This is a genomic window from Sorangium aterium, from assembly GCF_028368935.1.
GTDB classification, from domain to species: Bacteria; Myxococcota_A; Polyangia; order Polyangiales; family Polyangiaceae; genus Sorangium; species Sorangium atrum.
In genome coordinates this window covers 327,441-340,469 of sequence record NZ_JAQNDK010000007.1, presented here as the reverse complement: position 1 = coordinate 340,469, position 13,029 = coordinate 327,441, and the positions used below count along the sequence as shown (strand labels likewise).

Genomic DNA, 13,029 nt, shown 5'->3' with positions numbered 1-13,029 from the left:
CGAGCGCAGGCGGCGCCGGCGTGGCGGCCGCGACCTCCGCGGGCGAAGGCTCGATCCAGCATGCAGGCTGCCGAGCGGAGGCCTCAATCGGCCCCATGGACGAGCGTCGCCGCGAGCCCGGCGTGGGCGCCGTTCGGGTACGCCGCGAGGTAGCGCGCGGCGAGCTCGCTGGCGCGCGCGCGGAGCTGGAGGTTCCTCGCGCACTCGATCGAGCGGCCGAGCGCCTCCGGCGCGAGCGCGCCGCGCGGCCTCTCCGCGAGGTACACGGCGAACCAGCGCTCGGCCTCCGCCCAGGCGCCGCGCCCGTCGAACGCCATGCGGCCGAGGTGGTACGCCGCTGCAGCCGCGGCGTCGCTCCCGGCAAACCGCTGGCGCGCCGCCTCGTAGAACCTGGCCGCGACGCTCGGCTTGCGCGAAAGCCGCGCAGCGGAGCCGAGATCGACGAGCTCCGCGCCGCCGGCGCGCCCGAGCACCGTGTCGATGCCGAGGAGCTCCACGTCCGCGAGCGCCTCACCGAGCTTGCCCGCGGCGAGGTGCGCGCGCCACCGCTCGGCGGGGGAATCGGCCAGGGGCTCGCCCGCGCGGGGCCGCGGCGAGCCAAGGGACGGCGGCGCGGGCGCGGGCGCGGGAACGGACGCGGCGGCGCTCGGGCTCGGGAGGGGGGCGGGAGGCCGAGCGGACGGGATTGCCTCCGGATCAGGCGCCGGCGACGACGCCTGCGGCGCAACGGATCGAGGAGCCGCGCACGTCAGCCGCGTCGCTTCGGGGGCGGCGACCGCGCGCCCCGATGGGTCGACGCACGGGCCCAGGATGCGCACGCGGCCGGTGATCATCGAGACCGAGAGCTCCTCGGCCTCCGTGTTCCACGTGACGTCGAACTCGGTGCCGATCACGTGGACCTCGAAAGGCCCCCCGGCCACGACCCACCGGGTGTCGTCGCGATGCACGACGCGCACGTGCAGCGAGCCGCGCTCGAGGAGGACGCTCGCGCCCCGGGGGCCGACCTCGGTCACGCGGGCGCGCGTTCCGGGCGAGAGGTCCACGCGCGACCCGTCGGAGAAGTCGAGCCCGACCTGCGACGCGTCCGCCGCCACCCACCTGCCGACGGCGCCGGGCGCCCCTGCGACCCGGTAGGTCAACGGGTCGCCCGGCGAGAACAGCACGAACCAGAGGACCGAAGCGGCGACGCACGCCGCGGCGAGCGCGACGCCGAGCCGCCGTGAGAGGGGAGCCGCCCCGGCGTTCAGCGAGAGCGCGGCCTCCTTGCGGTAGATCGCCTGGAGTCGATCCGCGGTCGACGGCCGCACCAGCCGCTCGAGCGCGGCGTCCTGGTGCGCGGCGACCCGGCGCCCCACGGCCGCGACGTCTTTGGTCCTCACGTCCATCGGTCGCCCTCCGCGAGCCAGGTAGAGAGAACTTCGTCCTTCTTGCAGCGCTCGACAAACGCGAGCTCCGCGCGCTGGATCCGGCGCTTGACGGTGGCGAGCGACACCTTGCACGCGGAGGCCACCTCGGTGAGCTCCTGGCCCTCCACGATGCGCAGCGTGAAGGCCAGCCGATCGTCGGCGTCGAGCGTCTCCAGGGCGCGGTAGAAGGCACGCACGCCCTGCCGGGCCTCCGGGTCGGCGCTGGCCGCGACCTCCGGCATCTCGTCGCTCGCGAAGAACGCGAGCCAGCGGTGCCTGCGCTTCTTGCGGAGCGCCTCGCGCGCGACGAACACGGTGACGCTGGTGATGAAGGCCTTCAGCGCCTCGGGCTCGCGCACGTCGTCGATGCGCGAGAACACCCGGGCGAACACGTCCTGGACCAGGTCCTCGAGGCTCCGGACGTCGCCAAGGATGCGAAACAGCATCCGCTCGACGAGGCCCGCGTAAGCGTCGAGCAGGCGGCGCTCCGCCGCGGGGTTCCGAGCGTGCAGGCCGCGCAGGATGTCGGCTGAGGTGAGCTGCGCGCCGGCAGGGCCGTCCGGCGGACGGGGCTTTCGAACGACGCGGAGGTTCGCGGACATCGGGTAGCCTCTAGATGGCCGGCCCCCGCCGCGACGGCTCAGATCGGGCGTGCGGCGTCGCCCTGCGCCCCCGCCCCTGGATCATGCTTCGACCCGGCGCCTCGGGATTTGCTCACGCGCCGGGCACGGCCGCGGCCTCGAGCAGCTCCAGCGCACCCGCTCGGCGGCCGAGGCCTCTCGCCCCGGAGGGCTCGTGCGCCCGCCAGAGGTCCATCATTCGGCGGTACGCCCCGCCGCGGCGGAGGAGCGCCGCGGGCGGGCCCTGCTCGACGACGCGCCCGCCGTCGATGACGACGACGCGATCCGCGCGCGTGGTGGTGGAGAGGCGGTGCGCGATGAGCAGCGTGGTGCGGCCCCGCGAGAGCCCCTCGATGGCCTGCTGCACCGCCGTCTCGCTCGCGATATCGAGGCTGCTCGTGGGCTCGTCGAGGATGACGACCGACGGGTCCTTGAGCAGCGTGCGCGCGATCGCGAGGCGTTGCCGCTCCCCGCCGGAGAGCGCCACGCCGCCGCGGCCGACGAGGGTCTGATACCCCAGAGGGAGCCGCTCGATGAACCCGTCCGCGCAGGCGGCGCGCGCCGCGGCGCGGAGCGCCTCCTTCGTCGCGTCGGGCGAGCCATACCGGAGGTTCGCCTCGATGGTGTCCTCGAAGAGGAACGGCTCCTGCGTGACGATCCCGAGCTTCCGCCGGAGCGCGCGCTGCGACAGCGCCCGGAGGTCGTGCCCGTCGATGCGGATCGCCCCGGAGGTCGGATCGTGGAGCCGCAGGAGCAGATCGGCGAGCGTGCTCTTCCCGGCGCCGCTCGGGCCCACGACCGCCACGAACTCGCCGGCGCGGATCGAGAGCGAGATCCCGTCGATGACCGCCCGCCCGGCGGCGCGCTGATAGCGGAAGCTCACCTTGTCGAGCTCGAGGTCGCCGCGGATGTGCTCCGGGCTCACGGCGCGCTCCGGATCGGCGACCGCGACCTCGGCGTCGAGCACGCCGAAGATCGCCGCCAGGCCGACCTCGGCGCGGCGCGCCGTCTCGTAGACGCCGAGGAGCGTCTGCGCAGGGCCATAGAGGCCGCCGACATAGCCGAGGAACGCGACGAGCGTGCCGACGCCGAGCTCCCCGCGGAGGACGAGCAGGCCCCCCACGCCGAGCAGCACCACGCGGCCGATGTTGACGCACACGCTCCGGCCCGCGGAGAGCCGCGTCTGGAGCCCGATGCTCCGGAGCACCTCGCTTTGCGCCTCCTCGACGGAGCCGATGAACCGGGCGTGCTCGTCCGCCTCGCGCGCGAACGCCTTGACCGTCTTGATGCCCGAGAGCACCTGCTGAAAGCGGTTGTAGATACCGCACCAGCGGTCGAGCACCTCGCGCTCGCGCTCCACGAGGCGCGCGGTGGTCGCCCTGCCGAAGAGCAGCGGAGGCACGATGAACCCGACCGCGACCAGCGCGAGCAGCGGGCTCAGCCGGAGCATGATCCCGAGCGAGACGACGAGGTAGACGAGCGCCGGGAAGAGCTGGAACGCGACAGAAGAGAGGCAGTCCATGAGCGACGTGATGCCGCGATCGACCCGCGTCATGGTCTCTCCGACGCCCCTCTCCTGATGGTACGAGAGGGGCAGCGCGTGCAGCCGCGCGGTGGTCTCGTCGAGCAGGTCCCGGTTGATGCGGAGCCGCACCCGCCAGACGGAGAGCGCCCCCAGGCCCTCCGCGATCTGCCGGAGGACGACGAGCGCGCACAGGGCGAGCGTCATGCCGGCGAGGGCCCGGGCGCCCTGCTCCCCGGGCGCGGCCGGCCCGCTCCCGGGGCCGAAGACACCGGCGCTCGCCGAGATCTGGTCGAAGATCGCGCGGTGCGCGAGCGGCTCGAGCGCGGGCAGGCCGCCCGAGACGAGGGTGAGCGCGAGGCACACGGAAAGCCGGCCACGGTGGGGAGATAGGTAATTCAGACTGCGGCGCAGGTCACGAATCAGGGATCGCTTCACGGCCAATGCTCATTCGCGCCTCATCGCAGCGCAGGAGAAGCGCGCCAGGCGCGCCCCGATACGAGCAGGGGATAGCCCTAGGCGCAACGGCGTTCTCTGTGCATCAGAATGGAATCATCGGTGTCCCAAGAACCCGCGGACCCGAGGGATCCTTGGAGTCTGGATCACGCGCCTGCGCGGGCGGCGGCCGCGATGACCCGCGCCAGCGGCGACCGGCGACATGGCGCCGCCGGGGCCCTCCGCGCGATCGCGCAGGGTCAGCGCGCCGGCGAGACGTCCACCACGCTCGCCGGATCCGTCACCGCGCCCGGTCCGAAGTGGAACTCGAGCGGCTCGTTGTCGAGCCATTGCGGAAGGAGGTTGTTGTAGAACGCGCTCTCGCGGTGGAGGTCCGACCCGCCGGGGAGGCCGAAGCGCATCTTCGGGCCCTCCGGATCCGCGTCGATGATGAGGCGGATCGACGGCCCGTTGGCGAAGGCGAAGCTGGGCTTCTTGCCGTCCGGCGGGAGCGCGCGCGATCTCGGGCTGGCGACGTTGACGGTGAAGAGCCCGCCCGGCGCGGCGTAAGGCCCCGCGTTGTACACCGCGAGGCCGAAGTTATCGAAGATGCTGCGGAGCGAGAGGGTGTGGACGCGGCCCCAGCGCCAGTCGTCCGCCGGGCCGATGACCGCGAGCGAGGCGGCCGCCTTCGTGAGCGCCCGGAGCACGATGTCGTCCTGCGTCTCCGCCACGCCGTCGGTGGTCACGTCGTCCCAGAGCAGGGGGCCCGAGCTCAGGCGCGCCGGATCGCGCAGCGCGCGCGCCACGAAGGCCAGCCCGAACCCGGGCTCATCGACGCCCGCCGCCGCTGCCTCGTCGCCCAGCGCCTCGCTGACGATCGCATAGAACGTCGCGTGGAACGCCGTGCAGCCGATCGACTCGGCGGCGAGCGTCGCGTCCTCCACCTTGCCCGCGCGCGCCGGATCGTGCCCGTCGAGCCCTGTCGGACACGTATAGTCCCAGGCGGCGAGCGCGTCGACGACGGCCTGCTCAGCGTCCGTCAACGTCGCCAGCTCCGCCGCCGAGAGCACGGCAGGCACGACGAAGCTGCCATAGAGCGAGTACGTGTCGCCTTGCATCGCCGTCATGGTGTCGGGCGAATGCGCGTCGCCGCCTCCGTCGAGCAGATCGAGGATCCGCTGCTCGCGCGTCCCGTCGGCCTTGCCCCACGCCTGGAGCGCGCCCTGCCCGTCGTTCGTGGGATCGCCGTCGGCGGTCGCGCCCGTCATGTCGCCGTTCGCCGTCGCGATCGCGGCCGCAGGCGGGTTGAGGAGCTGCGGCAGCTCGGCGAACGGGATCGGGTCGCCCCACTCGGCGCTCCCGTCACCCGGGAGCGGCAGCCACGCGGGCACCTCGGGCGACGCCCAGGGCCGCGCCGGCACCTTGCTGTACGGGAACCATCCGATGTTCCCCTCGGTGTCGACGACGACGAAATTCTGGCTGACGGTGCTGGTCGCCTCGAGCCCCGTCCTGGCTTCGGCGACGCTTCCAGCGCGCCCGAGGGCGAAGAACGCGTCGAGGTCCGTCCCGCCGTCGTGCCCGCGCCACCGGATGGTCACGGCGGTGCCGGCGTCCGCGTCCTCGCTCACGATGGGCCCGTGGTGCGGGACCCAGCGGAAGGTCTTCTCGATCGTCTCGCCGGAAGCCGCGTCCTTGAACGAGAACTTCTTCTCGACGATCGCCACGTCTTCCCCCTTGAAGTCGACCGACGCGCCGTCCCCGGTGAGCGTCTCCAGGTAGACGTCGGCCAGGTCGTAGTACGCGGTGGTCACGCCCCAGCCGATGGACTCGTTCTGTCCGACTATCACGCCCGGCATGCCCGGAATCGTGGCGCCGGCGACGTGGTATTCGCCGTCGCCCCTGCTCTTGGCGTCGAGCTCGACGGGGAACCAGATGCTGGGATTGCCGAGCAACAGGTGCGGATCGTTCGCCAGGAGGGCGTGGCCGCTCTCGGTGCGGCCCGGGCCGACAGCCCAGTTGTTCGACCCGGCGTCGCCCGCCATCTTGCGTCGGCCGTCGCCGACCTTCGCCGCGCGCTTCGCCGCGCCCGCGAGGAGCGCCCGGCGCGGCGAGAGCCGCGACACGGCCTCGGGCGCGAAGGGCCGCACGAGGTCCGCCGTCTGCGCGGCGGGCACGGTGGACGCGTCGAACACAGGCGCGGGCGAGAACAGATCGGCGGCGAGCGCCGCGTCGAACAGCGGTATCTGCGCCGCGAGCTCGAGCTCTTGCCCGCTGTTGTTCGAGAGGTCGTTGAGCACGTAGAGGCCGACGGCGGTGCTGTCTTCCGGCCTCCAGTCGCGGATCGCCTCCTTCACCATGAGCGCGAGGTTGTACTCGACGGTCAGCGTCGCGCCGTTCCTCTTGTTCCGCATGTCGGCGAGCCAGGCGTTCACGCCGCGCGCATACGCGTCCAGATGCCCTTTCACCTCCGGACTCGCCTGCTCGTAGAGCGCCCTCTCGAGCGGCTCGCCGTCGCGCGTCGTGAAGAAATGGCGGTTCCGATAGTCCTGCTCGAGCACCTGCGCGCCCGCCTTCACCAGCCCGCCGAGCGACCCCTCGACGAGGTTGCGGATGAAATCCATGAAGAAGAAGCGGTTCTGAGCGTGGAAGTAACCGAGCGCGGCGAAGCAGTCGTCGTCGGACGCGCACTCGAGGTGGAGGACCCCGAGCTCGTCGGTCACCGCCCGGACATCCCCGTCGAGATCGGGAATCGTCACGCCGCCGGCGTCCGATCCCCCGGCGCCGCCGCCCGCTGCGCCCCCGCCACCCGCTGCTCCTCCGCCGCCTTCACCGCCATTGCCACTTGCCGCGCTGGACGGGGCTTCGCCGTCGTCGCCGCACGAAACGGCGGCCGCCGAAGCGGCAAAGACGAACGCAAGAACCAGCGAACCGAAACGAGCCGTACGCATCATCAGCGATACTCCTTCTGCCTTCGGGCGCACGATATCACGCGCCTTCGGCGGGAACGGCGAACTGTGCGCGTCGATAGCCTGCCGGAGCAGAGGGCGAGATCCGCAGCGCCACATCGTGGAGCCGGGGCTCCCGGCGCGCCCGCCGCCCGGAGCGCGCGCGGCCCCCGCCGGACCGCCTCCGGCCCGGCCGGGGCGCGCGGCGTCGATCCGGGGGCGCGACGCCTGGTTCCCCTCGCCGCGATCTCGACTATGACGCCGGGCATGCGACGCCTCCTGCTCCCCCTCTCCCTCCCCGCCCTGACGCTCGCCGCCGCCTGCTCCGGCGCGCCCCCGGAGCCCGCCCAGTCGGTGCCCTCCCCGCGCGCGCACGACGGCCGACCGCCCGCGCCCGCGCCGTCCCCCGCCGAGCCTGGAGCCGCGGCGCCTCCCGCCCCGGAGGCCGGCGCGCCCCCAGCCCAGACGGGGACGGCCGGCGGGGAGACCGCCGCCGCCGAGGAGCAGGCGTGCCCGGCCGACATGAAGCTCGTCGAGGGCGAGTACTGCAGCGAGGTCGAGCACAGCTGCCTCCGCAGCTGGTACGACAAGTCGAACAAGAAGACGATCTGCGAGGAGTTCGCCCCCACCCCGGCCCGCTGCACGGGCGACAAGACGAAGAAGCGCTATTGCATCGACACGTACGAGTGGCCGAACAAGAAGGGGGAGCGGCCCGAGGTGATGAACCGCTTCCACCAGGCGCAGGTCAAGTGCGCCGCCGTCGGCAAGCGCCTCTGCACCGAGTCGGAGTGGACGCTCGCCTGCGAGGGCCCCGAGATGAAGCCGTTCCCTTACGGGTACTCGCGCGACGCGACGAAGTGCAACGGCGACCACATGTGGGACGATCCCGACATGAAGAAGGTCGCGAAGCGCGACCCGACCGAGCTGGCCCGCCTCTGGAAGGGGGTGCGGAGCGGGTCGCAGCCCCAGTGCATCAGCGACTATGGCGTCGCCGACCTGCCCGCGAACACCGACGAGGTGGTGGCGAGCGAGACGAGCGGCGGCTGGCGCGGCAAGTTCGACAGCGTCCACACCGGCGGCCCCTGGTACAAGGGCGTGCGCAACCAGTGCCGGCCGAAGATCTACACCCACGACGAGGGGTTCTATTATTACTTCCTGAGCTTCCGCTGCTGCGCCGAGCCCGACGGCAAGGCCACCGAGCCGAGGACGCCCCGGCAGGTCCAGGAGGGGTGGGACATGGCTCGCGTCGAGCGGATGGCGCAGTTCACGGTCGAGGAGATGCGCGGGAAGCTCGAGCTCAAGCAGCAGGGCAAGTGCGAGTGCAAGGCGACCGACATCCTGTGCAAGACGATGTGCGGCACGCTGCTCGGGCCGGGCGCGGTGGACGCAACGCCGGGGGGCGGCGCGCCCGCTGCGTCAGGGAACGGCGAGAAGCGGTGAGCGGCGAGGCGCCTGTCGGGCGCTGCGTGGAGCGCGAAGGGGCCGCCTCCACGCCGCAGCCTGCGGGATCCCCTACATGCGGGCGTCCGTCAGCATCGCCACGACGCGCTCGATCGACCAGTAGCCTGCCATTGCGCCCATCGCATACACAACGCCGCGCCTCACCGTCGCTGGCTGCGTGGGGACCCGCGCGGCCAGGAGGCGCAGCGCGACCACCAGCGCAATCACGCCGAGCTGGCCGATCTCCACGCCCACGTTGAAGAACAAGAGCGCGATCGGCACATGCCTCTCCGGCAGCCCGATGTCGAGCAACGACGAAGCGAACCCGAGCCCGTGAAGCAGCCCGAAGGCGAACGTGACGGCCCAGGGGGCCCGGCGCGTGAGCGAGTCGGTCGACCGTAGGCACTCGCCGCAGACCAGAACGATCGAGAGCGCGATGGCCGCTTCGACCGGCGGGGCAGGCAGCGTCAACCAGCCGAACACGGCGCAGGCGAGCGTCAGGCTGTGCGCGACCGTGAAGGCCGTGACAGCGCCGAGAAGCTTCCGGCGGCCGCGCACGAGGAGCGTGAGCGCGATGACGAAGAGGAGATGGTCGAACCCGGTCAGGATGTGCTCGATGCCGAGCCACGAGTAGTCGACCATGATCGGCCGGAGCGCGCGGAGCCCGGCGGAGGCGGGAATACCGTAGACCACGAGGCTCGGGTCGTTGCCTGTCAACACCCGGACAAGCCGGCTTCCATTCCGCCACTCGACAACGACCATCACGTTGGTCTCGGTCCCCGCGAGCCAGGGGAGCTCGATGGTGCCGACCAGGCCGTCGTGACCGCAGTCGAGATACGCTCCCTCGACCTTGCAGGCCGGGGGGAACACGGCGGGCGTCGCGAGCTCGGCCTCCAGCGCTGACGAGCTCGCCTGCCAGCGCACGAGGAACCGCCCGTCGTGACCTTCCACCTCCGTCAGCGAAAGAAGCGCCGAGTTGAGCGCGTGGCCAGCCGCGGGGGCGGGCGCCAGGAGCAGGGCCAGCAAGAATGGCAGGGACCGAGCCAGCCGGAGCAGACGCGAACGACTCAAGGATTCTCCTTGAATCTGTACTGCGCGAGGAGGCTCTTGACGAACTCGTCGACGGCTTCCTTCTTCCTTGCGGCGGCCCAGTCGGTGGTGAGGATCGCGCGGATCGCCTCGCGGCTGGGCAGCCCCCCGCTTACCTGGTTGACCCGCACGAGCAGCAGGCTGTCCTGGGTCTCCAGGGGCTGCCACGTCGCGAGCGCCGAGCTGCCAATGCTCTCGGAGACCGCCGGTCCGAACTTGTCTGCGAGTGAATCGCGGGTGAGGTTGCCACCCACGATCGGACGACCGAGCGTCCTCGGGTCCGCACCGTCGGCCAGCGCCCGTCGATACGTCGACCGCTGCTCCTCTGCCGCCGGATCGCTCCTGGGAAAGGTCACGACCTCGAAATCGTACCGCAGCGGCGTCTCATACTTGCTCCGGTGAGAAGCCAGCCACGCGTCCAGCTCTGCATCCGTCGGCTCCCGCGCCGCCACCGGCTGAGCCGCCCGTGTCCGCAGCTTCTCGGCCAGCGCGACCCGCACCGTCGCATCCTGCCGATCGAGCCCCTCCCGCAGCGCCTCACGGTAGAGCACCTCGTCCCGCTTCCACCCGTCGAGCGCCTCCGCAAGCTCCGCCGCCGTCGGCGCCCGCCCCATGTTGTCGCGGAACTGCCGTTCCAGGTCCGCCTTCAGCCCCGTGCTGACGACGATCTCCCTGGGATCGCCGGCGACGAGCCGGTGGCCGAGGAACAAGAGCGCGCCGATGAAGAGGAAATGAATGACTGGTTCGCGGAGCAACCGAGCGAAGCTCCCCATGGTGTTACCGCTGATGTCAGGCATGGGACGCGCTCTCGCCGGGGGAGAGGAGACCCAAACGCTTAGAAGACGTCAAGCCCCAACCGAGGGATCTGCCCTGGTTGGGGCGGCTACGCCCGAAGCCGCGCCGGTGACGGCGCGGGGCTTCGGGCGGCTCGCGTCACGGCGAGAGCGTGACGGACTTCGCGTCGAGCGCCACTTCGTAGTAGCCGTGCGGATCCCACTTGAGCGGGGCGCCGTTCTGCTTGAGCGTGCCGCCGGTGACCGTCACGCGCACGTACTTGCCCGGCGGGAAGTTGGTGGGGAGCGTCCAGTTGTAGGTCGTGTCGTTCCCGTTCTTGGTGTTGGTGCCGTCGGTGATCGCCTTCTGGCCGCGCCAGTAGGCACCGATGGTCTCCATGGTGCCGATCCACACGTCGCCGTATGCCTTGACGGCCTTGACGTGATCGACCCAGGCCTGGAACGGGATGGGCTGATAGGCGCCGTCGTTGCCGCCGGTGAAGCCGTGGATGCAGAAGGTCCGCCACTTCTTGCCGCTTCGCGCGCTCGAGACCTCCGAGTCCATCTGCGCCTTGGAGGCGTTGGTCGGGGGAATGTAGGTGGGCAGAACGAACGGATTGCTGTTGTCGTTCGGGCCGATCAGGGCGTTGGACACGCCGCGATTGATCATGAAGCGCGTCCGGGCGATGCCCTCGTATACACCCGCGCCGTTCGGGGCCGCCATCGTGTACGGCGTGACGTCGTACTTGTCCTTCATGTCCTTCGTCGCGGCGTCCGTATCGGAGCCGTTGTCGTTGCTCGAGTGGCTCCTCGTGTGGTTGGCGAGCTCGTGCCCGCGCGTCAGCGCCTGTTTCCAGACCGCGTTGTTCGCTTCCTGCTTACCGGTCCAGACGTAGAAGGTGAACGGCACGTCGAGCGCCATCATCTCATCGAAGTGCTGGATCTGGGTCTGGTTCACGTCGTCGAAGCTGTACGTCACGGCGCCCGCGAAGCCGGCCCAGTCGACGACCTTGAACCCGCCCGCCCCGCCGGCCGGCTTCGGCACATTGCCACCGCCGGGCGCCGGCGGAATGCCGGAGTCGGGCAGCGATCCCCCATCACCGCCACCGCCCGTCCCACCTCCACCCGCACCCGCTCCGCCGGTGCCAGCCGGGTCCGAGCCGCCGGTGCCGGCCGGGTCCGCGCCGCCGGTGCCGGCCGGGTCCGCGCCGCCGTCGCCCCCGGTCGACGCCGAGGTCGTGCTGGGCTCCCCGCCGCTGGAGGAGGAGCTTCCCGGCGTGCCGCCGCTGCTGCTGCTGCTGCTGTTGCTGCTCGTCGTCTGCTGGCCACCGGTGGTGCCGCTGGAGGTATCCTCCCCGTCATCACCGCCGCAGCCGCTGACGTGCAGCGTGCCCAGCAACAACATCGCACCGAGCGCCAAGGACGATGACGCAGGAAAATTTTCGAAGTGGAGGAATCGCAAAGAGTTCGGCATGAGGTGAGGATACAAATTCCCGGAAGGCGCTCAAAGGATTATGCACGACGCACGCGGCTCGACGCATCGCACGAATGGCTCACATGTTACCAAAAGTAGCGAGCGGCTCACGTTACCAAACGTGGCGAGCGGCCCGCGTGTTACCAAAAGTAGCGAGCGGCTCAGATGTTACCGAAAGTAGCGAGGGCCGCGTCGGAGCGCTCCGCCGTATTCTTCTAGCGGCGCGGCGACTGCCGGAGCGTACCGGGCTTCGCGTCGGCCTCATGTGCAGCGCTGTCCCCCTGACTCGCCAGGTGTATTCCAACCCGCCTGGACGATCGGCAAAGCAGACGGGCGGCCCCGTGTAGACGGCCGGAGGAACCGCCCGCCGCGTGGATCCACGGGTTCGCTTCACGGATCCCCCTGGTGTCCGAGCAACACGCGTCGACACCATCGATGCAGGCGCACGTCGTCGGTCGCGAACGACCAGCGGGCGGCGAGCCATCGCTCTGCGGGCTCGAACAGCGCGTCGAGGTGCTGCGCCTGCAGCCACTCCCGGGCGAGGCGTCGGTCGCGATCCGTGGCGGTCGTGGTGATGAACGGCGTGAGGTAGATGACGGCCGACAGGGGATCGAGCCGAGCGTCTCCCACGATGGGTGGGCCCCCGAAGTCGATGACGGCGCTCACCTGCTGGCCTTCGACCAGCACATTGCCTGGATAGAAGTCCATGTGCACGAAGCTCGGTCGCTCCGGCTCGGGCAGCGCCGCGGCCAGGCGCGCTGGATCGATGCCGTCGAACGCGCTCCCGGCGCAGGCCAGGCTCTTCCTTGCTCGCAGCTCGAGGTAAGCGCGGTAAGAGGGCGTCCGGATCGGCTCGGCTTCGCAGAGATCGCCGTACCACGCAGCGCTCACCCGCAGGGCTCGAAGGTGCGTCGAGGCCTCGAGATAGCAGGTGATGAGGCGTTCACGCTCGGCGCCGGCCGCCTCGCCGAGCACCTGCAAGAGGGGTCGCCCGGGGAACCGCTGCTCGAATGTGATGAGGCGGCCGTGCAGCTCGGTCATCTCCAGGACACGGGGGATCGAGAACGGCACCGCGCTCGCGGGCTCGTGGAAGCCCTCGAGCAGCTGGGCTCGTCGAACGACCGTCTCCCGGACGGTCCCGGGATGGTGGACGCGCACGACCCGCTCGCCGCCCAGTGCGAACACGCAGGCTTCACCGCCGATGCCGAGCAGCGCATCCCGGGTCAGGCCGAGATGGCTCATCACCTGCAGCAGAGGCGCGTCGTCCTCGATGCTCATTCCGGGGCCCACCCTAGCAGCCTCCGCGCCTTTGCGATGTCCGC

9 protein-coding genes are annotated in these 13,029 nt (G+C 71.2%); 1 reads left to right on the top strand and 8 read right to left on the bottom strand.

The window, feature by feature from the left end:
* Nucleotides 1-83: 83 nt before the first annotated feature.
* The 4 genes from POL72_RS49200 to POL72_RS49185 form a co-directional block, all read right to left on the bottom strand.
* A complete protein-coding gene (locus tag POL72_RS49200) occupies nucleotides 84-1,385 on the bottom strand; it encodes a FecR family protein (RefSeq protein ID WP_272104262.1) in 1,302 nt (433 codons plus the stop codon).
* A complete protein-coding gene (locus tag POL72_RS49195; protein WP_272104261.1) occupies nucleotides 1,376-2,008 on the bottom strand; it encodes an RNA polymerase sigma factor in 633 nt (210 codons plus the stop codon). Before POL72_RS49195 ends, POL72_RS49200 begins: the two co-directional genes overlap by 10 nt.
* Nucleotides 2,009-2,120: 112 nt before the next feature.
* Nucleotides 2,121-3,986 (bottom strand): ABC transporter ATP-binding protein, encoded by a 1,866-nt coding sequence (locus POL72_RS49190; protein ID WP_272104259.1) that lies wholly within the window; start codon nucleotides 3,984-3,986, stop codon nucleotides 2,121-2,123.
* A 257-nt stretch (nucleotides 3,987-4,243) separates the two neighbouring features.
* On the bottom strand, nucleotides 4,244-6,742 hold the full coding sequence (locus tag POL72_RS49185; protein ID WP_272104258.1) for a penicillin acylase family protein: 2,499 nt from the start codon (nucleotides 6,740-6,742) through the stop codon (nucleotides 4,244-4,246).
* A gap of 456 nt (nucleotides 6,743-7,198) precedes the next feature.
* On the opposite strand from POL72_RS49185, the gene POL72_RS49180 reads away from it, so the two are divergent.
* Nucleotides 7,199-8,371, top strand: a complete 1,173-nt coding sequence (locus tag POL72_RS49180; RefSeq protein WP_272104257.1) for an SUMF1/EgtB/PvdO family nonheme iron enzyme — start codon at nucleotides 7,199-7,201, stop codon at nucleotides 8,369-8,371.
* 72 nt (nucleotides 8,372-8,443) lie between these two features.
* Here POL72_RS49180 and POL72_RS49175 read toward each other — a convergent pair whose 3' ends face one another.
* The 4 genes from POL72_RS49175 to POL72_RS49160 all read right to left on the bottom strand — a co-directional run bounded on the left by POL72_RS49175 (nucleotide 8,444) and on the right by POL72_RS49160 (nucleotide 12,985).
* Nucleotides 8,444-9,442 (bottom strand): HupE/UreJ family protein, encoded by a 999-nt coding sequence (locus POL72_RS49175; RefSeq protein WP_272104255.1) that lies wholly within the window; start codon nucleotides 9,440-9,442, stop codon nucleotides 8,444-8,446.
* A complete protein-coding gene (locus tag POL72_RS49170; RefSeq protein WP_272104254.1) occupies nucleotides 9,439-10,257 on the bottom strand; it encodes a peptidylprolyl isomerase in 819 nt (272 codons plus the stop codon). Before POL72_RS49170 ends, POL72_RS49175 begins: the two co-directional genes overlap by 4 nt.
* 136 nt (nucleotides 10,258-10,393) lie before the next feature.
* Nucleotides 10,394-11,638, bottom strand: coding sequence for a polysaccharide deacetylase family protein (locus POL72_RS49165; protein ID WP_272104252.1), 1,245 nt, complete (start codon nucleotides 11,636-11,638; stop codon nucleotides 10,394-10,396).
* Nucleotides 11,639-12,097: 459 nt separating this feature from the next.
* On the bottom strand, nucleotides 12,098-12,985 hold the full coding sequence (locus POL72_RS49160; RefSeq protein WP_272104251.1) for a phosphotransferase family protein: 888 nt from the start codon (nucleotides 12,983-12,985) through the stop codon (nucleotides 12,098-12,100).
* Nucleotides 12,986-13,029: the final 44 nt, after the last annotated feature.

Coding starts and splice junctions, on each gene's coding strand:
- POL72_RS49200 (WP_272104262.1), bottom strand. CDS start 1,385: ATGGACGTGAGGACCAAAGACGTCGCGGCCGTGGGGCGCCGGGTCGCC.
- POL72_RS49195 (WP_272104261.1), bottom strand. CDS start 2,008: ATGTCCGCGAACCTCCGCGTCGTTCGAAAGCCCCGTCCGCCGGACGGC.
- POL72_RS49180 (WP_272104257.1), top strand. CDS start 7,199: ATGCGACGCCTCCTGCTCCCCCTCTCCCTCCCCGCCCTGACGCTCGCC.
- POL72_RS49160 (WP_272104251.1), bottom strand. CDS start 12,985: ATGAGCATCGAGGACGACGCGCCTCTGCTGCAGGTGATGAGCCATCTC.
- POL72_RS49165 (WP_272104252.1), bottom strand. CDS start 11,638: ATGTTGTTGCTGGGCACGCTGCACGTCAGCGGCTGCGGCGGTGATGAC.
- POL72_RS49170 (WP_272104254.1), bottom strand. CDS start 10,257: ATGCCTGACATCAGCGGTAACACCATGGGGAGCTTCGCTCGGTTGCTC.